Annotated in this window: 23 protein-coding genes and 2 pseudogenes; 13 read left to right on the top strand and 12 right to left on the bottom strand. The window is 43.5% G+C overall.

Going from position 1 to position 23,643, the window contains the following annotated elements; all coding sequences use genetic code 11:
* Positions 1 to 90 precede the first annotated feature (90 nt).
* Positions 91 to 2,127 carry a TonB-dependent receptor gene (locus CWO27_RS01315; RefSeq protein WP_107898416.1) on the bottom strand — a complete coding sequence of 679 codons (2,037 nt, stop codon included), beginning with the start codon at positions 2,125 to 2,127 and terminating at the stop codon, positions 91 to 93.
* A 240-nt stretch (positions 2,128 to 2,367) separates the two neighbouring features.
* Between CWO27_RS01315 and CWO27_RS01310 the strand changes: the two genes are divergently transcribed.
* The 7 genes from CWO27_RS01310 to CWO27_RS01280 all read left to right on the top strand — a co-directional run bounded on the left by CWO27_RS01310 (position 2,368) and on the right by CWO27_RS01280 (position 10,853).
* Positions 2,368 to 3,579 carry an ATP-grasp domain-containing protein gene (locus tag CWO27_RS01310; RefSeq protein ID WP_107898415.1) on the top strand — a complete coding sequence of 404 codons (1,212 nt, stop codon included), beginning with the start codon at positions 2,368 to 2,370 and terminating at the stop codon, positions 3,577 to 3,579.
* Positions 3,576 to 5,387 (top strand): IucA/IucC family protein, encoded by a 1,812-nt coding sequence (locus CWO27_RS01305; RefSeq protein ID WP_107898414.1) that lies wholly within the window; start codon positions 3,576 to 3,578, stop codon positions 5,385 to 5,387. The genes CWO27_RS01310 and CWO27_RS01305 overlap by 4 nt, the downstream gene beginning before the upstream one ends.
* A gap of 6 nt (positions 5,388 to 5,393) precedes the next feature.
* A complete protein-coding gene (locus CWO27_RS01300) occupies positions 5,394 to 6,611 on the top strand; it encodes an MFS transporter (protein WP_107898413.1) in 1,218 nt (405 codons plus the stop codon).
* On the top strand, positions 6,583 to 8,448 hold the full coding sequence (locus CWO27_RS01295; RefSeq protein WP_107898412.1) for an IucA/IucC family protein: 1,866 nt from the start codon (positions 6,583 to 6,585) through the stop codon (positions 8,446 to 8,448). Before CWO27_RS01300 ends, CWO27_RS01295 begins: the two co-directional genes overlap by 29 nt.
* Positions 8,441 to 9,643, top strand: a complete 1,203-nt coding sequence (locus CWO27_RS01290) for a type III PLP-dependent enzyme (RefSeq protein WP_107898411.1) — start codon at positions 8,441 to 8,443, stop codon at positions 9,641 to 9,643. The genes CWO27_RS01295 and CWO27_RS01290 overlap by 8 nt, the downstream gene beginning before the upstream one ends.
* A 260-nt stretch (positions 9,644 to 9,903) precedes the next feature.
* Positions 9,904 to 10,170, top strand: coding sequence for a DUF3081 domain-containing protein (locus CWO27_RS01285; protein WP_102432967.1), 267 nt, complete (start codon positions 9,904 to 9,906; stop codon positions 10,168 to 10,170).
* Positions 10,171 to 10,217: 47 nt separating this feature from the next.
* Positions 10,218 to 10,853, top strand: coding sequence for a CIA30 family protein (locus tag CWO27_RS01280; RefSeq protein ID WP_102479256.1), 636 nt, complete (start codon positions 10,218 to 10,220; stop codon positions 10,851 to 10,853).
* Between the two features lie 77 nt (positions 10,854 to 10,930).
* Here CWO27_RS01280 and CWO27_RS01275 read toward each other — a convergent pair whose 3' ends face one another.
* Positions 10,931 to 11,956 carry a zinc-binding alcohol dehydrogenase family protein gene (locus CWO27_RS01275; RefSeq protein ID WP_102432965.1) on the bottom strand — a complete coding sequence of 342 codons (1,026 nt, stop codon included), beginning with the start codon at positions 11,954 to 11,956 and terminating at the stop codon, positions 10,931 to 10,933.
* A gap of 199 nt (positions 11,957 to 12,155) precedes the next feature.
* Here CWO27_RS01275 and CWO27_RS01270 point away from each other — a divergent pair, with 199 nt between their 5' ends.
* Positions 12,156 to 13,088, top strand: coding sequence for a LysR family transcriptional regulator (locus tag CWO27_RS01270; RefSeq protein WP_107898477.1), 933 nt, complete (start codon positions 12,156 to 12,158; stop codon positions 13,086 to 13,088).
* A gap of 104 nt (positions 13,089 to 13,192) precedes the next feature.
* Here CWO27_RS01270 and CWO27_RS01265 read toward each other — a convergent pair whose 3' ends face one another.
* The 7 genes and pseudogenes from CWO27_RS01265 to CWO27_RS01250 form a co-directional block, all read right to left on the bottom strand.
* Positions 13,193 to 13,579 (bottom strand): hypothetical protein, encoded by a 387-nt coding sequence (locus tag CWO27_RS01265; protein ID WP_107898410.1) that lies wholly within the window; start codon positions 13,577 to 13,579, stop codon positions 13,193 to 13,195.
* A gap of 544 nt (positions 13,580 to 14,123) precedes the next feature.
* On the bottom strand, positions 14,124 to 14,513 hold the full coding sequence (locus CWO27_RS23705) for an amidohydrolase family protein (protein WP_240699552.1): 390 nt from the start codon (positions 14,511 to 14,513) through the stop codon (positions 14,124 to 14,126).
* The gene (locus CWO27_RS23700) at positions 14,464 to 14,682 is read right to left on the bottom strand and encodes a hypothetical protein (RefSeq protein WP_240699551.1); all 219 of its coding nucleotides are present in this window, start codon (positions 14,680 to 14,682) and stop codon (positions 14,464 to 14,466) included. The genes CWO27_RS23705 and CWO27_RS23700 overlap by 50 nt, the downstream gene beginning before the upstream one ends.
* Positions 14,682 to 14,855 carry a hypothetical protein gene (locus CWO27_RS23695; protein ID WP_240698021.1) on the bottom strand — a complete coding sequence of 58 codons (174 nt, stop codon included), beginning with the start codon at positions 14,853 to 14,855 and terminating at the stop codon, positions 14,682 to 14,684. The genes CWO27_RS23700 and CWO27_RS23695 overlap by 1 nt, the downstream gene beginning before the upstream one ends.
* 157 nt (positions 14,856 to 15,012) lie before the next feature.
* Positions 15,013 to 15,183 carry a hypothetical protein gene (locus tag CWO27_RS23515; RefSeq protein WP_157933149.1) on the bottom strand — a complete coding sequence of 57 codons (171 nt, stop codon included), beginning with the start codon at positions 15,181 to 15,183 and terminating at the stop codon, positions 15,013 to 15,015.
* A gap of 192 nt (positions 15,184 to 15,375) precedes the next feature.
* A complete protein-coding gene (locus tag CWO27_RS01255; RefSeq protein ID WP_133146460.1) occupies positions 15,376 to 15,672 on the bottom strand; it encodes a hypothetical protein in 297 nt (98 codons plus the stop codon).
* Positions 15,555 to 15,809 (bottom strand): annotated as a pseudogene (locus CWO27_RS01250) (benzoate/H(+) symporter BenE family transporter); the annotation flags it as partial. The gene CWO27_RS01255 and the pseudogene CWO27_RS01250, both read right to left, overlap by 118 nt.
* Before the next feature lie 5 nt (positions 15,810 to 15,814).
* Between CWO27_RS01250 and CWO27_RS01245 the strand changes: the two are divergent.
* Both CWO27_RS01245 and CWO27_RS01240 read left to right on the top strand, forming a co-directional pair.
* Positions 15,815 to 16,132 (top strand): annotated as a pseudogene (locus CWO27_RS01245) (cupin domain-containing protein); the annotation flags it as partial.
* A gap of 281 nt (positions 16,133 to 16,413) precedes the next feature.
* Positions 16,414 to 16,629: an acetyltransferase gene (locus CWO27_RS01240; RefSeq protein WP_107898409.1), complete on the top strand. Its 216-nt coding sequence runs from the start codon at positions 16,414 to 16,416 to the stop codon at positions 16,627 to 16,629.
* Positions 16,630 to 16,929: 300 nt separating this feature from the next.
* Here CWO27_RS01240 and CWO27_RS01235 read toward each other — a convergent pair whose 3' ends face one another.
* Positions 16,930 to 18,255 carry a dipeptidase gene (locus CWO27_RS01235; RefSeq protein WP_107898408.1) on the bottom strand — a complete coding sequence of 442 codons (1,326 nt, stop codon included), beginning with the start codon at positions 18,253 to 18,255 and terminating at the stop codon, positions 16,930 to 16,932.
* Between the two features lie 137 nt (positions 18,256 to 18,392).
* Between CWO27_RS01235 and CWO27_RS01230 the strand changes: the two genes are divergently transcribed.
* Entirely contained in the window at positions 18,393 to 19,388 is a 996-nt protein-coding gene (locus CWO27_RS01230) for a helix-turn-helix domain-containing protein (RefSeq protein WP_170960802.1), read from the top strand.
* 150 nt (positions 19,389 to 19,538) lie between these two features.
* On the opposite strand, the gene CWO27_RS01225 is transcribed toward CWO27_RS01230, so the two are convergent.
* Positions 19,539 to 20,459 (bottom strand): LysR family transcriptional regulator, encoded by a 921-nt coding sequence (locus tag CWO27_RS01225; protein ID WP_107898406.1) that lies wholly within the window; start codon positions 20,457 to 20,459, stop codon positions 19,539 to 19,541.
* A 98-nt stretch (positions 20,460 to 20,557) separates the two neighbouring features.
* Here CWO27_RS01225 and CWO27_RS01220 point away from each other — a divergent pair, with 98 nt between their 5' ends.
* Positions 20,558 to 21,457 (top strand): SDR family NAD(P)-dependent oxidoreductase, encoded by a 900-nt coding sequence (locus tag CWO27_RS01220; RefSeq protein ID WP_107898405.1) that lies wholly within the window; start codon positions 20,558 to 20,560, stop codon positions 21,455 to 21,457.
* A gap of 137 nt (positions 21,458 to 21,594) precedes the next feature.
* On the top strand, positions 21,595 to 21,954 hold the full coding sequence (locus CWO27_RS01215; RefSeq protein ID WP_107898404.1) for a DoxX family protein: 360 nt from the start codon (positions 21,595 to 21,597) through the stop codon (positions 21,952 to 21,954).
* Positions 21,955 to 22,023: 69 nt separating this feature from the next.
* On the opposite strand, the gene CWO27_RS01210 is transcribed toward CWO27_RS01215, so the two are convergent.
* Positions 22,024 to 23,217, bottom strand: coding sequence for an acetate/propionate family kinase (locus CWO27_RS01210; protein ID WP_107898403.1), 1,194 nt, complete (start codon positions 23,215 to 23,217; stop codon positions 22,024 to 22,026).
* Between the last annotated feature and the right edge of the window lie 426 nt (positions 23,218 to 23,643).

Raw genomic sequence — 23,643 nt, 5'->3', positions numbered from 1 at the left:
CTGTTCACTCATTCGTAGCGAACAAAACAATCGTTTTTAGAGTAGAAAGAGCTCTTAGAAATGAACTCATTCTTAGAACATAATTAGCTTTTAAAACTGATAGCCGTAGCTGAGCATGAATTCGGCTGGCGCTCCGTAACCAATCTGGTTAGTACCAGACGTGCCGTTGGTTGCACCCAGAATGTATTTCTCATTAAGCACGTTGTAAGCGTTCGCTTGAACTTTGTGACGACCCGTGGTGTACGCTGCCATCAAGTCAACCGTGGTGTAGTCACCCAGCGCTACAGCTTCATCATTACCCGCGTAACGGTCACCTACGTATTTCACGCCACCACCTAAACGCCAGTTATCGTCTAGCTGATAAGTGCTCCAAAGCGAAAACAGGTGATCAGACACATCGTTCGGCTTTTTGCCTGTCTCTTTGTTTTCTGCATCGAGGTAGCTATAACCCACAGAAATATCCCACTGCTCAGTAAATTGACCGCGAGCTTCTAGCTCAATACCTTGGTGGCGAGCTTCGATCTTGTTAACAACGTCTCCGTCTATATTCGTTTCTGGTTGCTCTTGATCAATTTGGAAGACCGCGGCATTAAGCATCAAGGCGTTATCTAGTAAGTAAGCTTTTGCACCCACTTCTTTTAGATCCGTATGGAAGAATTCAGCCAATTTAGGATTGATATAAATACCCGAGTAAGGCAATTGCCATGAGCGAGCTAAGCTTGCGTACACTGACATATCGTTGTTGAGACGGTAGACTAAACCACCACGGTAGCTCACTTTGTCATCGTCTAGATTTTCTTTTGCTGAGCCCGCTTTTTGCTGTTCAAGCTCCATCGAGTCGTAACGCACATTGCCGATCACTGAAAGATCACCAAAGGTATAAACATCTTGAATGTAAACGCCAGTGGTCGTTGTGGTGTTGTCGCGGGTAGGTTTAAACCCCGGATCAGGTGTAGGGCCTGCTACAGGGTTGTAGATATCTTTTGGAGGTAAGGTTTCATCTCTTGCGAGCATTAGGTCGATATTGACCTGATTATAATCCGCACCGATCATCATTTGGTTCGAATCCGTTTCCCAAACTAGCTCAGATTGAAGAGTCGTCGTGGTACGAGGGTCGTAACCGAGGTTATTTACACTCTGAGATACTCCATTCCCAGTTACCGTCCCTTGGCGTGTACCCTTTTGCTCAAGTTCGATATGGTTGTATGCTGCGCGGTTTGTCCATGCCCATTCGCTATTCAAAAGCCATTCATAATTAACGCCAACACGAATGCTGTCTGACTCTTGATAGTCATTCGTGCCACCGTAAAACGTGCTTTCAGAGACGTCGACAGGCTTACCATTCTTTGATGGAACACCACGATATGGCACTAACTCTTGGTGCGCATATTCGACATCGAGATCAATAATGTGTCCATCAGAAGGCATCACTCGAATTGTTGGCGCAATAAAGAAATCATTAGAGTCGACATGGTCTACATAGGAATCAGACTGTCGACTTTCCACGTTGATACGACCACTGACCTTGTCACTAAGCGCCATCGAACTATCAACTTGGCCAACAAACAAATTGTTGCTGCCAACACTGCCATTTACGTTGGTGAAGTTATCACCGTTAGCTCGCTTGGTGACCAAGTTAATGATACCGCCCGCGGAGCCTCGGCCATAAAGTGCGCCCGCAGGGCCTTTTACCACTTCGACACGTTCGATATTCGCTAGGCTTCGGTACGATTGCAGAGTCCCGTCATCACGCATACCATCACGGTAGATATCGTTGAGTGCATCAAAACCACGAATCACAAATTGGTCTCGGCTTCCCTCACCCAGAGTATTGTTAACCCCTGCGACACCATCAAGTGCATCCACTAAACGTACCGCGCCACGGTCTTCCATTTCTGTCTTTGTAACAACCGATACCGCTTGTGGCACATCTAACCACTCGACATCCGTTTTGGTTCCTGACTGAGGCATATGCTCTGCATAACCTTCGTATTGATGGCCAATAATTTGCACTGTTTCATCTACAGTGGCTTGTTCTTCCGCCACTGCAGTTGACACACCAGCCACGGCCGCCAAGGCTCCGCCAATTGCCAAAGCAAGAGGGGACAAGGTCAATCTCATGTTCATTTTCTAATTCCGTTTTAGTTTATAAAATAACAATATTGCGAATAAGAACAAATATCATTTATATTTGCAATATATATTTTTTGATCTATATTTGCTTTGCAATATGCAACACTACTAATGACATAAGAATCAATAAAAACAATAAGATAGAAAAACTCTCTTTCTTTTAACCCCGAAAGAGAGCACTTGAAAGCGAGTTGTGAGCAGGCGACAACAACGTTTTAAAATTAGGAAAGCCCCATGAAATCTACGATTATTATCGTAAGTCACGTCGTGAATGATGCAGTCACTCACGGCTTCGTACCTACCGCAAAGGCGATGGGTCTTCACGTCGTTTTGATCACAGATCACAAGCTCAATCACCTGAAATTGAGCAGTGATGATGAACGCTTTAATCCCGATGAAATTTTAGAATGCGATGTCTTCAACCCTCTTGAACTCATCGAAATCATCACCGAGAAAAATCTAGCACCTCATGCTGTTTTCAGTAATAGCGACCACCTACAAACTTCCACTGCAATCTGTGCACAGTTCTTTGGTTTACCCGCTAAAGATTGGAACGTGACGATTAAGGCGAAAAACAAATACTTAACTCGTCAGGTTCTCAACGAAAAATCGTTACCTAATACTCGAAGTGTTTTGTTAAGTCGAGAGAGCGCTCCTGTATTAGATTTCGATTTTCCTGTCGTTGCGAAGCCCAAGGAAGGCGTGGCTAGTTTAGACGTGCAGCGCTGCGATTCTGCGGCTGAGCTGGATAACTATTGCGATACGTTTTGGCAAAGGCACCCTACTACTCCCATTTTGGTTGAGGCGTTTTTACAAGGTCCGCTTATCACTGTCGAAACCATTGGCGACGGGGAAAATTTAGTCGCACTTGGGGGGTTCGATGTGGAACTCTCGGCGCCACCTTACTTCATCGAAACAGCCGCGAGTTGGAATGGTATTAACAGCGTGTACTACCGTGATGAATGTATACGTCAGCTTCAAGAATTCGGGGTGGGGTTTGGTGTCTGTCATAGCGAATTCATCATCACAGATTCGGGGCCGGTACTGGTCGAGATCAACTATCGAAGTATTGGTGATGGCCGGGAATTTTTGCTTGATAACCTCAGTGGCGGGAATTGGTTCAATACCATCTTGCGCCTTCACTTGGGTCACAAACTTGACCCTACATTTCGCATTGATGGCAACGCCCATGTGCACTATGTAGTGGCGCAACAAAGCGGTTTGATTGAAGGGTCATCAACCTCTTTCATTCACCAAGAGGGCGATATTGTCACTCAACAACAAGTGCTTAAGAAGGTTGGTGAGACGTTCCAACAAAGTTTCTCCAACAAGGATTACCTAGCGAGAATTTCGGTCGTTTCTCCTTCTGGTCAAACTCTAGAACCCGCGCTACAACAGGCAATCTCTCGCTTCAATCTAACAGCAAAAAACGAGGTAACAGCATGAATGAAAACGCGTTATACCTCACTCAGCGATTAGTCGATACGTGTTTGCGTGAAGACTTGTTTGGATTGGTTTCTCAAAGCCGATTTAAATCTCAGCTCCCGAGTGAACTCAAACTATCTTCTTATCCTCGTAATCAAATTTGGGCTGTTTTTGCAGGTTCAGACTTTACACTCTACTTGCCCGTTACTCCGAACTATTACATGCAACGTTGGGTTTACGGCCAACCAGATGGCTCGAAAGGTGATGGTTGGTTCATCGAGAGAAATGGTGTCGTTGAAACCCAGCAGCACTATCAAGATTGGATCGAATTATTGAAAGCAGGTGCTCACGAAAGCTCGCATTCGTTATTAGATGGTTATTTGCAAGAACTCGAATGCGCAGAAAAACACAAAGGATTGTGTGATAGCGCCTTCAGCCAGCACTCGGAAGCACTCATGCTGCCAATTTCTCAACTAGAACGTTGGGAGCAAAAGCTATTACGCGCTGATCAAATCGCATCCTATCTTGATCACCCTTACTACCCGACAGCACGTGCTAAGTTCGGTTTAAGCGATCACGATCTAGAGCAATTCGCGCCAGAATTTGCACAAAGCTTTGAACTTCGTTGGCTCGCAATCGAGAAGTCACTCGTTACATTGACCAGCCCGCAGCCGGAATGTTGGCCGACGATGGAGCAAGTGGGCCTGCCCGCCGATTTTGCTCTTAGCCATGAGTTATTTCCTGCACATCCATTAACCCTTCAAAGCCTTGAAAGCCTCCCTGATTGCGTCATTGAAGCGCCGGGTGCTTATCTTGAGGTAACTCCTACCCTGTCAGTGCGCACAGTGGTCGTGAATCAAGCACCACAGGTCCACATCAAGGTGCCGCTGATCATGCGATCTTTGGGTACTAAAAACATTCGCCTAATCAAACCCTCCACGCTCTATGATGGGCATTGGTTTGAACGTTTATTGACGCACTTAGAGCAAACAGATCAAGACTTACACGGCACGCTTTTCCATTGCAATGAGAAACATGGCGGGCATATTGGAGACGATAAAACCTTTGCTTACATTGTGCGTGAATACCCAGTGAGCTACTTCCAAGACAAAGCACTGGTGCCTGTGGCTGCCCTTGCCAGTCCAATGCCTGATGAACGTTTGTTCTTGGAACACCTCGCCGAACAGTATTATCAGAAAAACACGCTGACTTGGTTTAAAGATTACGTTGATCTACTTTGCAAAGTGCACCTTACATTGTGGATTCGTTACGGTATCGCTTTGGAGTCTAACCAACAAAACGCCATCATCGCATTCGATGAGCAAGGCAAGATGACCTTAGCCATGAAAGACAACGATGCTGCACGTATTTGGCCAGAGCGTTTCCAAACGTTTGAGCAACAATCACCCGTAAAATGCGATCATCTTTTAGACCAACGCATCACTGTAGATAACGAGCTTGCTCTTGGTCAGATGTTTACCACCATTACTTTGCAGTTAGACATAGCCGCGATTGTGGAAGCAATGGCGACGAGAGGAATCGCCACGTCAGCTTATCTGTATGAAGTGGTCGCCAATAGCCTCTCACAACAACTTAGCCAATTGGAGAAACAAGGACACGACATCAAGATCGCAAACGAGATGTTGTTTGAGTCACCCAACCTATACGCTAAATATCTATTGAGCTCGGGGAGCTTATTGTCTAAAGAGGCGTCTGGCGCAAGCGATATCAATAAATTTTATGGCTTATCAGCACCTAACTTCTTATTGCTAACCAGCGAAGAAGCACAACACGCTTACCTTGAAAACATCAAGCAGAGCGTGAGTTAACCCGTCATGACCAAACTCATCTATTGCGTGCTTTTAAGCCACTTTATCGCCGCGTTTGCAGCTTTAGGAATGCCGTTGTTTTTGCCAATGGTATTACCGACATTGGATGCAAACATTACTGCGGACTGGGCAGGGATACTGTTCATTTTACCCACCTTTTGCACTGCCGTTGCGGCACGTTTTTGGGGACAGTTTGCTGATAAATATGGCAGACGTCGATCTCTATTACGAGCTCAACTCGGGCTTGCAGCAGGCTTCGCGCTGTGTGGCTTAGCCGATAATCTATCCATGTTTGTGTTTGGTCTTGTCGTTCAAGGAACCTTTGGTGGCACCATGGCCGCCTCAAACAGCTACTTATCCAGTCAAATCAACGATGCGAAAGCACTCGGTAAATCACTCAATAAAACTCAGCTTTCTGCCCGTCTGGCGCTAATTATTGCTCCGATAGGGCTTGGCTGGAGTTTATCAGCAACAAACCCGCTGAACGCGTACCTGTGGCTGTCCGCTTTGCCGCTATTCGCGCTAGTGATCACCTTAACATTACCCATTGATGACTTAGCGAAATCTAAGGGAATTGTAAAAGATCAGGCATCGAAGAAAGCTCAATGCAGCCAAGTCAATTCGTTAAATACGCTTTACTGGGTGTTTGGCGCGCAGTTCAGCTTTGCTTTCGCCATGGTCGTCACGCTCCCCTATTTCTCGCCTTATGTGCAGCAATATGGCGTGACAAATCAAGCGTGGATTGGATTTCTATATGCCCTCCCACATGGTGTTTATCTGCTCTTTGCAGGGAAAGTTCATCTGTTCTCTGAATGGGTTGATCGCCACCAGCTTGAACACAATCAAGCGCAGCGTACTTTATGGCTAGGCTTTGGTTTGCTTTCACTCAGTGCAGCAATGCATCTCACGCCATATCAAGAAGTGTTGATTATTGCTCGTATTGTTTTCGGACTTGGCATGGTTTGCTGTTATCACGGCTTGCATCAAGCATTAGCAAACCAAATTGATCGACGACAAAGCGGCAAAGTATTTTCGCGCTTTGACGCTATGTCTAAATGGGGTGGCGTTGCGGCTGGATTGAGCGCGTCTTTCATATCAAGCCAGGGCTGGCTTGAGGTTCCTTTCATACTTTCTATGTTGGTCAGTGGCATTGCTGCTATCGCGCTGATCATCCATTCAAAATTTGGACATCAACATGTTACAGACTCAATTATCTCCAAGTGAATATTCCGCTGAAGACCAAGTTCTTCAAAATCGTAAAAAAGTACTGCTAAATCGAGAAAAAGCCCAACTCAATACCATCATGGGCGTGGTGAACTGTTACTTACGTGAATACGCGATACCCAATAAGCAGGTTGATTGGTACTACAGTTCGGCCTCTCTTCCTCTAACTTTGAAAAGAAACTACAACGCTCACCAACGCGTGGCCATTCACCTACCTCATCAAGATCAACCTCAGAAAAATGGTCTGATGGTTTTACCCGTTGAGTACACCAGTAAACTGGGGAAAGTGAAGCTCAGTGATACACCTTGGGCTAAAATGCCCGGTGCAGCTTGGTGCAAATTGGACGCAACGCAAACCCTGACGCTTCTACTCAGTTACCTAAAACAAGTGCTGACGATTCCATTCAATCACGAACTGGTCGAGCAAATGGAAAACAGTTTGTTGATCACCGAGCAGTTCCTAAACTCTGACGGCTCTCCTCAGTATCACAATGCGTTTATCGCATCAGAGCAATCGTTACTTTGGGGACATACTTTTCACCCAACGCCAAAGAGTCGATCAGGCGTAAGCATAGATGATCTGCTCGCGTGTTCCCCTGAAGTTGGCGCTAAGGTTCCTCTCTATTGGTTTAAGATCGACACAGAATTGCTTGATATCTTAAGTTCAGATGACCGAACTTCACCAACGACCATGCTTGAACAACTTGCGCCAGACGAGAACAATTCAGCAACTACCATGCTTTACCCTTGCCACCCTTGGGAAAGTTACACACTTTTGCAAAACCCGGTGGTCAAAACGGCCATTGAACAAGGCAAAATCATCCCCCTTGGATTAGGGGGTAAAAAACTCTTACCTACTTCATCCGTGCGCACTCTGTATCACCCAGATATGGATTGGTTTGCTAAGTTCTCTATCAATGTACGTTTAACCAACTGTGTACGTAAAAACGCATGGTATGAACTCGATAGTGCCGTTCAATTAACCTCAATTCTTCATCCAATCAAAGAGAGTGAGCAGCTACGCAATCCAGTATTCAAGGTAATGACAGAACCTTACGCCACCACATTGAATCTAGAATCTGTGGCTGAACAAGAACATGCGGATGTTATTAAGGCTCGAGAATCATTTGGTATTTTATATCGAGAGAATTTCAGTTTAAGTGAAACCGATATTTTGCAACCAACGTTAGCGGGTGCGCTCTTTGCTTACGACACTGACGGGAACAGTTGCATCGCCACTCAACTCAAACAAAAAGCGCAAACAACACAAAGCCAATATGCAAATATCGCCACGCTGTGGTTTGAACGCTATCTGCATTGTTTGATTCCTGGTGTCTTTAACTACTACTTCAAACATGGAGTTGCGTTTGAACCTCACCTACAAAACACGCTGATTGGTTTTGAAAAAGATATGCCATGCTGTGTATGGATTCGAGACTTAGAAGGCACTAAGCTGCTACCCGAATTTTGGCCATCAGAGACACTTCAGCAACTTTCAGAGCGTGCTCGTCAATCGGTGTACTACAGCCGTGAGCAAGGTTGGAACCGCATAGGTTACTGCACCTTCATTAACAATGTTAGTGAAGCTATTTTCTTTATCGCTGAGGGGGACTCGGCACTTGAGAATACGTTATGGGGAACTTTAAAAGACGCTATCGTCCGCTGGCAGTCGATCAATGGTCAGCAACCAGAACTGATGGCATTGATTAACGATGGCCACTTCCCAAGTAAAAATAACTTCACAACCCGTTTGATGCAAAATGCCGATAAAGAGTCTGGGTACACACTAGTTGCTGCACCTTGGCCGACTCATAAAAGAGGAGCTCACCATGCTTAATTCGCCTCAACTTCCTGAGAACATCCATCAAGAAATCCACCAATTGGCCAAGCAACAAACTCAACCATTATGTGCTTATCTTTATGATCTCGATGCATTGAAGCTGCACATTAAGCAGATGCGCCATGTATTACCAAAAAACGTAGAGCTATTTTACGCAGCGAAAGCGAATCCTTCAGAACCAATATTACGCACTTTAGCTCCTTATGTTGATGGTTTCGAAGCGGCATCAGGCGGAGAGCTTACACACCTCCACCAGCAACAACTCAATAAACCACTGATCTTTGGTGGTCCTGGGAAAATGCCAAGTGAATTAGAGCAAGCAATTGAACTCGATGTTGATGCGATTCATGTCGAGAGCCTCACTGAGCTACAACGCATTGGTGCTTTAACTCAGAGGTTGAATCGGCCTGCTTCGATCTTTTTGCGTATGAACATCGACATTGGTGACATCACACTGAGCAAATTAGCCATGGGGGGAAAACCCACTCCGTTTGGACTCGATGAGGGTGAACTCAATAACGCCTTGATGTATCTACGCGACTTTCCCTTGATAAAGCTAAAAGGCTTCCACTTCCACTTAATGTCGCATCAACTTGAAGTCGATCGCCACCTCGCCTTGATGCAACGTTATTTCCAAGTCGTCAAAGAGTGGCAAAAGACATTCTCACTCGATGAGCTGATCATCAATCTAGGTGGAGGTATGGGAATCAATTACCAAGACCCGCAGCAACACTTTCCTTGGATGGAGTTCTGCGACAAGTTGGAGTTCTTGATTGCTAAAGAACATATACAAGACTGGACGCTACGTTTTGAATGTGGTCGCTACATCTCTGCACCATGCGGTTATTACGTGATGGAGGTACTGGATATTAAGCAAAACCTTGGTGAGAACTTCGTGATTGCTCGTGGTGGAACACATCATTTCCGTACACCTGCTGCACAGAACCATGACCACCCTTTTGTTATCGTGAAAAGTAATCAACAACCTACTATTTCACATCCGATAAGTCATGCTACAGCCACACTAGTTGGACAACTTTGCACTCCAAAAGATGTGATGTCACGAAATCAACATATCGACCAGGTCGATATCGGTGACTATGTGGTGTTCACCCTAGCAGGCGCTTATGCTTGGAACATCTCGCATCAAAACTTCTTAATGCATGAACCTCCGGTGTTTCATTATTTCTAGGCACCCCGCTGTGCTCTATGATTTCTAACTGACGGTTTGAGTTGAACATCCATAGAGCCAGCTAAAGACACTAAATGAAAAAGGCGTTAGTAAACTCAGGTCTACTAACGCCTTTCTTATGTTTATCTTACTCTTTTACCAAACAACTACGGCGATTGAGTAACCGAATCCCCACAGTGATCGCAATGCAGAACCAAACCGTAGTTAATTTAAATACAAGCACTTAGCATTTTTCATCGACTGCGTAGAGGGAATGGTACATGGACAACAGAATCACCATTTTAGAGTTTCTCAGAGTGTTCGATTGCATTCGCTCCTCGGGCAAGCAATTGGATAGCAAATATCAATTGGGCGAGATGGTAGCTTGGCATGATTACGATGGTTACACCTGTTGGTTAAACTACCGAGACGTTACCGTGACCCTGATGTTCCACGGCTCATTGAAGATCGAATACGACAAAGCATCGAACTATGAAGACTTCATCAAGCGTTGTTTAGCTATGCTTGAAACTGAACCCTCTCCTTAAACTATGCATCGCTATCGAGCGAATAACGCATAGCCTACGAGGAAGCAGTGGAGAAAATGATGAACGGAACCCATTGTAAAAAGCGGTTACCCCTTAGGCTAACCACACCTTTACTCCTTCTACTCAGCCTACATTCGTTAATTCTTAAGGCAGATGCAACAGGGACAAACATGATCGACTTTACACAAGCGAGTGAGCATCAAAACTGGACAGTGACCAACGACAATGTAATGGGTGGCATCTCAACAGGCGAGCTCATTTATCTTGATAATATGAGTCGATTTAGGGGAGAGCTATCGTTAGAAAATAATGGTGGATTCAGTTCCATAAAGCGCTCCATTGAATCACCTGCCTATGAAATAGATAGTGCAGAGCTAATATTCGTTGGTGATGGACGCACCTACCAACTGAGGTTCACAACATCGAAGGACGGTCATCGCGTTCAATACAAACACGATTTCGATACCATTAAGGGAGAGCAATTTAGCAAGGTGTTCCACTTCCATGATTTTCAAGCGGTGTTCAGAGGTCGGCTACTGAGCGATGCGCCGGAACTTAAGGCACAAGACATCAAACAAATCGGCTTTTTGATTGCAGACAAGCAGCCCTCTCCTTTTGAGCTGGACCTAATACAGTTTCACTTCAAAACATCGCAACCTATCACATCACCAGAAGCTGACTAATCCGCAAACAAAAGCCCGTGATACCTTTTGACTAGCAATCAGATATCACGGGCTTCTTCTATTTAAACCGTCAACGATTAGTATTTGATGGCCGTTTTACCAATCGAGGCACTGCTTTCAATACGTTGATGTGCATCTTTGATTGTATCCACACTAAAGCCATTTAGGGTCGTGGTAAGCGTCGTTTTAATACGGCCCGCATCAATCAGATTCGCAGCTTGGAATAGGATGTCTTGCTGCTTCTGAATATCGTCGGTATTAAACAGCGAACGTGTAAACATCAGCTCCCAAACAAAGCCCGCTGATTTGCCTTGCAGCGCTGATAAGTCAACGCCACCGTCAAATTCAACAATCGAACTGATCATGCCTTGCGGTGCGATCAACTCAACCATCGCATCCCAGTGCCCTTTTGTATCAGCAACATTGAAAATGTAGTCGACATGTTGAATGCCTTGCTCTCGCACAGATTCGACAAGGTTACGGTGGTTCACCACATAGTCCGCTCCCATATCCCTTACCCACTGTTCCGTTTCAGGTCTTGAAGCTGTCGCGATAACATTGAGGTTGGTCAGTTGCTTAGCCAGTTGAATCGTAATTGAACCAACGCCGCCCGCACCACCAATGATCAGGATAGATTTTTTCTCTTCAAGACGAACTCGCAGGCGGTCAAACAATGCTTCCCAAGCTGTAAGTGTTGCTAGTGGCATCACTGCTGCAGCCTCATCAGAAAGGCTCTTAGGCGCTTTAGCCGTAATACGGTAATCCACAGCTTGGTATTCTGCGTTAGCACCCATGCGTGTTACGTCACCCGCATAGTACACTCGGTCACCGACTTCAAAGCCTTCAACGTCAGCACCTTTGCCAACAACTTCACCGACTGCGTCATAGCCCAACACTTTTGGCAGCTCAAGAGTTTTGTCTTTGGCATTACGAATACGAATTTTTGCGTCAGCAGGGTTGATAGAAGTCGCGCTCACTTTTACCAGCAAGTCATTATTTTTTAGTTCGGGAAGACTCGTTTCAAACTCAAATAAACTGTCTTGTTCTGTAATCGCAAGTGATTGAGTAAATCCGATTGCTTTCATTGTTAATGGTAATGACATGATACTTCTCCTTAAATTCGATAATTGAATCTTAGAGAATTCTCGCTTTAGATAAACAGCCTAATATTTGAATTATTATCAAATGATTTTTGATAATAAGATGTATATGCGCAGGAAAAATACTAAGATTAGCAATTTGAAAATGCCTAATTTATGGGTAACCGAACAACCGATTCAAGGTTCAGAACAGGGAAACGAAATGCTTCTTGAAGACTTACAGGTCATTTTGAAAGTGGCGGAGTTTCGCAGTATCACCGCTGCAGCCACCAACCTAGATATGCGCACTGCCACAGCAAGTGCAGCAGTAAAACGTGTTGAAGCAGCACTCGGTGCTGAGTTATTTGTAAGAACCACGCGCCACCTAAGGCTCTCTTCTGCAGGCGAGCGTTATTTACCGGAATGCGAACAAGCCTTAAAGATGTTGGAGCAAGCAAAGCTCAACATGCGCGAAGAGCTCGGTATTCTTGACGGTGAAATTCGAATTGCGCTTTCATCGGATCTAGGACGCAACCTAATCACACCTTGGTTAGATGAGTTCTTGCTTGAATACCCAAAGGCGACGCTTCGTACTAGCATCAGCGATAGCAATATCGACTTCTACCGAGATTCCGTCGATATTGCGTTGCGTTATGGCTCCCCGACCGATGCCAATATGTATGGCTTTAAAATCTGTGATGTACCCAGAATATTGTGTGCGGCCCCTGAATACTTGGCTGAAATGGGAACACCAAAACACCCGAGTGACTTAGCTCAGCACAATGGTTTGCTTTATCAACTCCACGACATGTTGCAAGACGAGTGGGTGTTTAACGATGGTGCTCAAGATCATAAAGTGAAACTAAAAGGAAATCGCGCTTCCAACGACGCAGATCTTGTAAGACGTTGGTGTATCGCAAGTAAAGGAGTGGCAATAAAATCTTGTCTAGACATGTCACCTCATCTGCTTTCAGGTGAAGTTATTAAAATTATGCCTGAATTTAAGCCGACACCTACCGAGTTGTGGTTAGTGTGTCCAAGTCGTCAATCCATCACTCCGACTGTGCGTCTACTGAGAGATTTATTCAGAGAGAAGACCGCAGAGATCCTTTCGCAACTGAGCGAGCAAGGCATTATAGATACTCAAAAGTCTTAGCGACCTAGAGATAAAAAAGGCGTTAGTGAACTTTTAAGCCACTAACGCCTTTCATCATTTGAACATCACACCATATTGATAGATGTATCGTCTAATACGAGTGCTTAGTTTGACTCGTCTTCAACGTCACACTCAGCACAGCACTGAAGAGCAATCTCATGTTCGAAGGTGATGGTGTCTTTACCTTCTTCTACTAGCTCTGCGATTTCGTCTGCCACTTCTTTTTCATCATCCGCTTCGATTCCACTTTCTAACTCTTCTTCTGAATAACCAAAGAAGTTAAGCAGTAAGTACTCGCGAGCTTCTTCTTTCGTGCAAACAACGTCTGCTGAAAGATCGGGTGTAACCTCGCCTTGTGCAAGTGTCGCTGTCACTTGTGCGATAGCATCATCTTTCATCGCAGGCGTTAACCAACCAAGATCAGTACTTACTGTCGTTTTTTTACAGTCGAAGCAAGGCAGTTGGTGAAAGTAGTATTGAAAGGTAGTCATAGGTAAATTCTTCTTTAAATGTTGTATAGCGAGATTATGCGCGTTTTGTAGCAAATTACTATCTCAATCAACATTGGAGGCAGAATAGCCGCTAGTTATTTGTACTAAGAGTAAACAAATTAATGAGATGACGTAACAAAAATGCTTTTTCTAGTCGACCTATCCGTATCACAAACTCACAACAAAGCTAAATACGAACCGCTCCAGATAAAGCGACAACCCGTTGGAGTTTACACATCAGTATTTAAGAAATAGTAGCGGTAGGTAAAGTTAAGCTCCCTTCCTGTAGCGACCAAAGCTTCGTTCTGTATCTTCAACCCCAAAAGTAACCTCCCCATACTTACAAGGTACGCGTTTCTATTGTCTCCAGTTCGAGGTTTTAGCTTTCGATTTTCCCTTTTGCATACTCGATCAATCACTCGTAGGAGCTCCGTTAGCATTATGGGGGAAGGTTCAATTCGATCAAGGCATCAATACCTTTGACCGGCATAAAAAAAGAGCACTGGCGTGCTCTTTGGAGTTACGTGAAAGTCTATTTTTATGATTAAGCCATTTCTGGTTCTTTCACTGACGTTGTTGCATTCTTATGCACGGTAACATCGCCACCTAACACTGTTGCATGTACGCGAATGTCTTTGATTTCTAGCTTGGGTGTCTCTAATGGGTTTGCGTTTAACACAGCAAAATCAGCTAATTTCCCTCCACAAATCGAGCCCTTATTGTCCTCATGCCCCATTAAGTAAGCAGCACCTAGTGTAACCGCATGGAGAGCTTGTTCTGCGGGTAAGCACTCCTTCTCACCGTACACATTGCCAGAAAAAATACACTTGCGATTCATTGCCCCCCACATCATAAACAGCGGATTAACCTGAGTTACACCATCGTCACACTGAAAAGCGACCGTTTTCGCATAATACAAATTCAAGGTTGTCATCTAAGCTAAAGCCTGACTTTTCAAGCGCTAATGTATTCAGACCAGCAAGGTGGCAGCTTGCGTGCATAAAAAACACTAGAGAGTCACCAATCACTGAATCTAAGAAATAACGATTCACAACCGTGTCATCTGCCATCAATAATGGATCTAACCCCATAGATTTAACCATCAACTCGCTTTTCCAGCCTGCTCTATCGTACCTGTGAATAGTATTTTCCCACCTCGTACAACGGTTGCCGAAGCCTTTGGAATATCTGCATTCATTGTAATAAAATGGCCGGTGTATAGGACGGTTTCTTCATTGTATTGAACACCAGGCTTAAGAGCTGTTTTAGTTCTCATTGTTAAACTCCAAATGTGTAAGGTGTATTGTATTTTTGTTCGTCTTCAACTTGTCTTAACCTGGATTTCGTTTCGAGAATTTAAAAGTGAAATAAAATGATGAAATAAAATAGCGATCTAAAAAAAGGTAAAGATTATGATTTATATGAGTTTTTAGCTATAAGGAGTGCCAGTGCTGTTCAAAAAAGGAATGAACTTCAAAACTGCCGATTGGGTACTCATACTCAATCTCGGGGTTAAAAGTAAAGGTCGATAGCTCTAAGATAATGAACAAACTCAATAATGCCGCCATCATAATCACAACGAACAATTTAAAATAAAAACTCATCACTGCATTCCTTATTAATTAGTAATGTAGTCTTTATAAAGCTTATTCATCGTCCGTTTATTGACAATCCACGCTATAAAACAAATTTTCATCTATTGTCATTTTTATTATTTGCCCTCGATATAGTTGAATGAATCTACTCAGTAAAAAAGCGAGCCACTTGGGCTCGCTTTTGAATAGTCTTTACTGTTTCTAATCAAAACGATAATAGAAACCAAGGATCACATCGTAACTCGCTTCATTTTCCATATCTTTGAGCATCAGATACGGCTCTAGGCCAGACTCTCCCATGTATCCTACATAAAACTCGTGGCTAACAAGATAGTTGTCCCCCATAGATTCATACGCTAAACCGAAATCTAACTCTGCGCTCATTTTCTCAGACAAAGGCATACGGCACTTACCATGTACCGCTCCTGGGTTGTACTCCAATCCGGTTGTATCTTTTTTGGCTTCAACACTAAATATACCGGCGACAGACCCCGCCATTTGATGCCCCCCCCCCAAAAAAATGTACTGCCGATTCCCAGTAAATTAGTACCAGACACCGTGAATAAGAAAGTAAGCAGTGCGGGTTCTCGGTAGTGATTGTCTGCCATTGATAAGGAAAGGCAATTCATCAACGTGGTACCTAAGACATGAAGAATACAACATTGGCTTTTTCGTCAGTTAGTTGTTTCCTTTTGAGGAAGCACTAGGGTTTGAAATATTCGAACTCACCCTAGCACCCGATTACCAGCATGAATCCGCACCACATAACGCAGGCGTCACTGAGCATAGCTTATGTATTTCAGGAGAGACGGCCGCGGTGTTTGGTGGTGAGTGGCATACGTTACGAGCAGGGCAAGCAGTTCGCTTCAATGCTAACCAGAACCATGGCTACAAAAATATCGGTGGAGACAATGCGGTGTTCCATAATGTAATTCACTACCCTAATAACAAGCAATAGTGCCAGATTTACCGCTAACGGATGTTTAGCGCTAACGAAAGAGCTGTCAAACCACTGACCAGTATTACTTTTGAACGACTATACGTTGACGACCATGCTGCCATCTTCGGCTTGATAACGAGCCCATAGTTGAGAGAGGTTTGTTCTTCGATTGGTTTGTCGATGATCATAAGCGTAGCTCTGAGACCTGCTTAGTCAAGAAGTGCCGGAATTGAAAACACTTTCATTTTCCAAATAACAATTATAATTAGGGGTGATCGATTAGATTGAGGGTAAATAAGATGTTTCTAAAAGAGAAAAAGAGCGGTGACCTCGTAGATGTTACTGAAATGACCAAATTAACCAACTTATTCCAGGACAGTATCGAAGGTCGGTTTCAAGCTGGTGAAGAGCAGCAAGACCCTGAGATTTTTAAAAAGTCCGAACTGATGTTTATGTCAGGTGAAGAGTTACCTAGATGCTGGACAGATCCAAACTACCGCTCAAGGACTAAATAACCTAAGCGATTCCGGTGCACCAGAAACTCTGTTCTAAAGGTGTTTGACAAGCGCCTTGTAGGCTATAACCCCTGCTAAAACATTCAGACGCACCTTAACTAGATACCAAAAAGCGAGCCACTTGGGCTCGCTTTTCATTATCTGATTTTCTTAGAATCTATTACAGATAGTTCTACCAACGGTTAAATAATCACGAGCTCTCGTTGGCTAGCAAGCTATTAGAATCGCAACTACTAACACGGATTTGGACAAGTAATCGCTAGGTCGTGTTGGACAAATCGTTAAATAAGTTTAAATGCCTTAGTTAGACTTTTTAGTGTCTAGATGTCTTAGATCTTCAACTACTGGTTGGATCCTTACGTCATTTCCTCCTTTCCAGTTAGCTGCATATACTCGCATCCAGTTTTCACCTAGGAATAGAGAAACTTCATCTTTCGTCCAACCATGTGTTGTTTCCAAAGCATCGACCACGGCCCAAATATCGGCAGGATGCCCAATCTCAGAGATGGAGCCATACCCTAATGCTGGTGGGTAGTTTTGTGGATTCGAGGAAATCATTGTAAGTGAATCTTTAAGGTTGTGTAGGTAATCAACAGCAACGGCGACATGACGCTTACCATCGACACCAAGTTCACGCTCAATTAAATCAGAAATATAGACAATGTGTTCGGCAACTGATTCGCCCGATGCATCGGACTCCTTGTTCAGGAAGCCGCCAACAAAATTAACGCCTATTAGACCATCAGTCTTAGCGATCGCTAATATTGCTTCATCATTGATATTTCTAGAAATTGGCATGAGTGCAGCAGCATTTGAATGTGAAGCCACTACAGGGGTTGTAGAGTATTTAGCGATATCAATACATGTTTGGTTTGAGTCGTGCGAGCAATCCGGTACCACACCATTTTTGTTCATGTGCTTTAATGCGGCTAATCCTAATTTTGTCAGCCCCTCACCATTTCCTACGCCTCCCTTTACAGATTCACCAGAGCCAGAAAACTGATTGTTTTTATTGTAAGTGAATGACATGAGCTTAACGTCTTGGCTAAATCGGTCAATATGAGTTATATCTTCACCCATGGGGGTGATCGCCTGAAAATTAAAGATAACTGAGGTGACACCTGCAGCTTTGTTTGCCTCGATTTCTTCAACGGTTGTCACGTGTTTTTGGCCATGTTTTTCGGCCAAATATTTTTTTGTAGCAGGCACTCGATCATAAATTTCTTCGATGGTTTTATCGGTGCCATTTGATAGCGTGGTTGAATAAACATCGTAATCCTCCTTACCAGCAATCGCGAGCATATCAAACTGTTCAGCCGTCATTGCAGGGAAGCCTTTCCCATCTGAACCAATCCCACCGACAGCAGTGCCATCGATAACAATGCGATCAGCATACTTTGCCTTATACTTTTTACGAAATTTAGCGCGATCCTCGTCAGTGTATGGCGCAGCAGCATCCACTAAAATATCAATACGCTGCTTTATTTGATTGGCTGGTTTTACATTACCCTCGTGATCAAGCGCATTCCAATATTTAGCATTAATATCTTCAGAGAGTGTAACTTCAGAAGAAACCGCTCCAGTTGCTACGGTTAAACATGTGAGTGCCAGTATTGAATATTTCATATGCGCTTCCTGATTAAAGTGAATCTAAATAGTAAACAGATTGTTATAGCCATCTTAATTTATTCATATCTGCAACTACTTACCTTTTTATGCAAAGGGAGTATATTATAAGAAATCACGTTAAGTTGGAGTTAAGAGTGATTCCATTAGTCAGTGCCCAATTAGTGAAAGCCATTTTGAGTGGTTATCAAAAAGTACTCGGAAAGACAGTAGATATAGAAGCCTTTGGCCTTAGCTATCATATCTATGAACAAAACTCATATTACTTTCCGTCTAAACCACTCATCGTTTTTCTTAACTTCTTACACCATACTTTGAGCACAAAACAACTCGTTGATTTTTATACATATATAATCAATAACTTTGCTATTCCTCATTACTTGGCCCAGTGTTCGAGTAAGCCTACCAATGTAAGAGATTCTTTGCAGAAAATGATAGAGATTTCTCGGATACAAGCACCGTCCGCTCAGATTACGTTAGAAGAAAATAGCGACATATTTTGGCTAAAAAGAACCCAAGTGATCCATGGGTTGGATGACACACCCTCAGACTTTGTATTCGTTCTCTTTGTTCAGTTATGGATCAACACCATGTTGGGCAAGGCAGTGAAAATACATAAAATTCACACCCCTTCAAAGTCGCTATTTACACTTGGGGCATTAACAGTGACTAACCCTCAAACGGATATTCATTATCAAAAGGGGTTCACTAGCGTTGGCTTGTTAACTTCGTTATTAGAACGAGAAACGACCTTACCCAATGAGTATTTTGAAAATCTACAATCGAGATTAGAGCCGATTGATTTTTTAGATTCGGTCAAACATGCGATGGACAGTTATCTTGGAACTGAAAACTACAGTATTGATAGAATTGCCGGCGTGCTAGGTGTAAGCGTCCGTCAGTTTCAATACAATTTAGAAGCACATGGTGTTACGTATCAGAAGTTGAAAGATGAAGTGATACAACACAATGCGAAATGGCTAATACTACAGAATCAGTCGAATTTATCGACTATTGCGACACAACTTGGCTACTCTTCTATCACTCAGTTTTCGAGAAGCATTAAACGCATTACGGGCATGTCTCCACGCGCGTACAAACAGCATTTGTTCAATGAACAACTTGGGAGCTAAGGGGCGAAAGAATACCGATGTTCGACTCTTCGATTTAGAGCCAAATCTTAGATACATGTATATTCTCAGTTATCACTCAGAAGCGATAACTGTTTTGACTACCAGGTAAATATCTCTTATTGGCAATTTTGGCTTTGCTGTAGCGCCCCATTAGAGAGAGTTTTTATCATCGTTGGATTTCTCATTCCCCTTAAAGTACTCAACCAGAAAATCAATAAAGGCACGTATCCGATAAGGTTGATATTCACCCGACTTATAGACCGCATGCATGGGTAAACTTGCCGCGGTGTAGTGCTCAAACAACGGCACCAATTGTTCATTTTCAAAGTACGGTTGAACCATCCAACTTGGTAATGCTCCAATTCCATGTCCCGCTAATGCCATAGCCAACAGCATGTCTGAACTATCGCTTTTAAAGACTTCTTTCACCTTGACCTTTAGTTGTGGGGCCAACTCTTGTTCAAATACCCAAGTGTTTGATGGAGAGGAAAGAGAGTACGTAAGGCAATCATGATGTTTTAAGTCGCTAGTGAGTTTCGGGCTAGATCGGGTTCTCAAATAGTCTGGAGAAGCAAAATATACCAACTGGTTGTTAAACAAAAAACGGGCTTTGTAATCAGAATCTTCGAGGACAGAGACACGCATAGCGATGTCAATACCACTTTCAATAAGGTTAATTTGTTTGTCATTTACCGATAAATTGATCAATACCTTTGGATGCTTAGTCATAAACTGTCCAATAGGTTTAGCAAGCAATCGTGTCGCCATCGCACTCGGTACTGACAACGTTAGCTCTCCAACCACCTCGGAGAGTTCGCCTTTTAACTCCGCTTCTGTGGACTCCATTTCTTCTATGACTCGCTCACAATAAGCCAGATAGCTACAGCCCTGTTTTGTGAGTTCAATTCTTCGACTATTACGATAGAACAATGAAAAGCTGATATCACGCTCCAACCAGGCAATTTTTTTGCTGATAGAACTTTGCGTGACGTTCATCTCATCGGCAACAGCCGTAAAGTTTCCTAAGTAAGCCGTCCGAATGAATACTCTCATGCAGTTGATCTTGTCCATTTGGATTCCATGTAGGAATGAGTGGTATACCAATTTTACTATTCAACACCCCTAAATGGAATGATTTAATAACGACATCACACTAGAGGAGTCTATTAATGAATACTAAATCACAACCCGTTGCGATAGTTACAGGCGCTAACGGTGGCATTGGAAAAAATTACACTCGTATGATGCTCGACGATGGATATCAAGTAGTTATGGCTGTGCGTAATGCGTCCGCAGGAGAATTGGTACATGAAGAACTGCTCAAATCTCATCCGGACGCTTTAATCGATGTGCTAACGGTGGATATGAGTAGCCTATCGTCAATTAAGGCGTTTTCTAAACAGGTAACCCAAAAATATACTCGGATTGATGTACTCGCTCACAACGCGGGTGTCTACTTTTTTGATAACAAGCGTCGAGAATCTGAGGATGGAATCGAGCTAAATGTTGCGGTCCATGTTGTTGGCCCGTATGCGTTAACAATGCAGTTACTACCACTACTAAAAGAAACTCGTGACTCACGAGTGATCACCATGTGTTCTACTGAACATCACGGGGCTGAATTGGATCTTAGTGATCTTCAAATGGCGGAAGATTTTGAACAAAAGGGCAACACAATCGCTTACGCTCGTAGTAAATTTGCAGGGCTGGCACTGAGTCACGCGATGGGAAGACAATTTGCAAAAGACGGATTCAATATTAAGGTAATTGCGGCGCATCCAGGCGTTTCTATTACGGGTATTCAGCATAAGGGTAACCCTACATTTATGCAGCGTGTTGCCATTTGGGTATATGGTAAATTATTCGCAGCAACCCCAGCAGAGGCAGCAAAGCCACTTTATTTAGCCTCAACAATTGGAAGCATGGGAGAGTTTTACGGCCCCACAGGGTTTAAGGAAATGAAAGGTAAGGCAGGACTCGTTCATCCGGATCCAGAGGCTCTTGATGAACAAGTAGGGACGAGCCTCATACGTCAAATGGCTACACTCAGTGGCGCTAATAGTGAATGACTGTATGATCATCTTTACTAAGCGAAATAGACTCGTTCATGAAATAAAATCTGAATACTATTTCTAAATATACCGACCATTAAGATGGTATCGAACAACGACCTAACTACCGTCACTGTTCGTTGAGAGGTTAAACAATGTTATTTATTCAAGGGTTACTCATTGCGTTTTTCTTATTTGCAAGCTCAATCAAAATCTTTGGTTGGCTAAATAAAATCTATGAACCGAAATTAGCTTTTTTTCACCGTTACGGACTTAATCGTGCGGCGATGTTTGCGGTGGGAGTGGTTGAAGCAACAGGTGCGATAGTGATGTTAGCTGGTATGATTACTGAAGACTCATTGTTAAGCGCCGTTGGTGCAAGTTTCATTGCTTTTACTTCAGTAGGCGCAATATTCTTTCATTTCCGTTTTGACACTTGGAAAGATGCAATACCGTCGACAGTGACGCTTCTTCTTTCTGTTCTGATTTTGTCACCACAATTAGAGATGCTTTAACCAAACATTTAAAACAAAAAAGCGAGCCACTTGGGCTCGCTTTTCATTATCTGATTTTCTTAGAATCTATTACAGAAGCTCTACCGACTGTTGAGCAATCACGAACTCTTCGTTGGTTGGGATAACCATAGCTACTGCGTCTAGCATTTCAGACTTAGCGATGATGCCTTCAGCACCAAAGCGAGCCGCTTCGTTGCCAGCTACATCTTCAACAAAACCAAGAATCTTAAGGTTGTTTAGGATCTCACGACGAATTGGTAGAGAGTTCTCACCGATACCGCCAGTGAAGATGATTCCGTCTAAAGAATCTAACGTTGCAAGGTAAGAAGCAATGTATTTTGATACGCGGTAAGTAAACACCTCAAATGCTAACTTAGCACCTTCATGGCCCTCTTCCATTGCTTCTAAAATGCCACGAGCATCGCTCGTAAGACCAGACACGCCTAGGAAGCCAGACTCCTTGTTAAGAGAGTTGAAGACTTGCTCTTGTGACCAACCTTTCTTAAGTAGGTACTCGATGATGCCCGGGTCTAAGTCGCCACAACGTGTGCCCATCATAAGGCCAGAAAGCGGTGTGAAGCCCATTGATGTATCAACACTGTTACCGTCTTTGATAGCACATACAGACGCACCGTTACCTAGGTGAACAGAGATGAAACTCGCTTCTTCAACTGGCTTGTTTACCATTTTCGCAGCTTCACGGCTAACGAAGTAGTGGCTCGTACCGTGGAAACCGTAACGACGAACACCAAAGTCTGTGTATAGTTCTTTTGCGATTGCACCAGTGAATGCACGCTGTGGCATTGTTTGGTGGAAAGCCGTATCAAATACAGCAAATTGAGGTAGAGAAGGGAAAGCTTCAATCGCAGCACGGATGCCGATAGCACCTGCAGGGTTATGAAGTGGAGCTAGGTCAGATAGACTTTCAATTTCGTTCGTTACTTCTTCAGTAATACGAACGGTTTGAGTGAACTTCTCACCGCCGTGAACGATACGGTGACCGATAGCAACGATATCAGCAGTGAAGCCTAGATCTTCCATCAGGCCAACTAGTTTGCCAATGGCAATTTTGTGGTGGTTACCCTCACCTTGAATGGCAATTTCAGTTTTCTCGCCTTGATATTTCCAGCTCATGCGAGCATCTTCAAGACCAAAACACTCCCCTAGGCCACTCAATACTGCTTCACCAGAAACAGAATCAATGACAGCAAATTTTAGGGATGAACTACCCGAGTTAATAACCAGAACAAACGAATTAGACATTGGATATGGATCCTGTTTCAGTACGAATTGGATGAAGTATTTACTTCAATTTTAGTTAAGCCCATTATTCAATAATTTTTGAATCTTTCAACTTTTGTTTTGAAAAAACCACTAAATGAACACAATTAAGTTGATCTTAGTCATTAAACCATTTATTTCGAGAGCGAAATTAAAAAATAGTTGAATAAGAAAGTTAGCGAACAGGTGACGCAAACGAATGCTCACGTTATTTTTAACTTGATTGAGTTAATTAGAGCGACTCGAACAGATGCAGTCAATCCGCCTAGAAAACAACCGCCCTTCCCTTTCGTCTGCTTATCATTACCGATAACTTTTTACTCGATTTCTCAATGCTTACATCAAAAATATCACAGGTGTGTTGAGAATAATGAACGACAGAGCCGATCTTCTTTTGATTGCCTTCGA

Source organism: Vibrio sp. 10N.286.51.C3 (assembly GCF_003050065.1).
Taxonomy (GTDB): Bacteria; Pseudomonadota; Gammaproteobacteria; order Enterobacterales; family Vibrionaceae; genus Vibrio; species Vibrio crassostreae.
The sequence above is the reverse complement of the archived record's forward strand: the minus strand, read 5'-3'. Positions and strand labels throughout refer to the sequence as shown.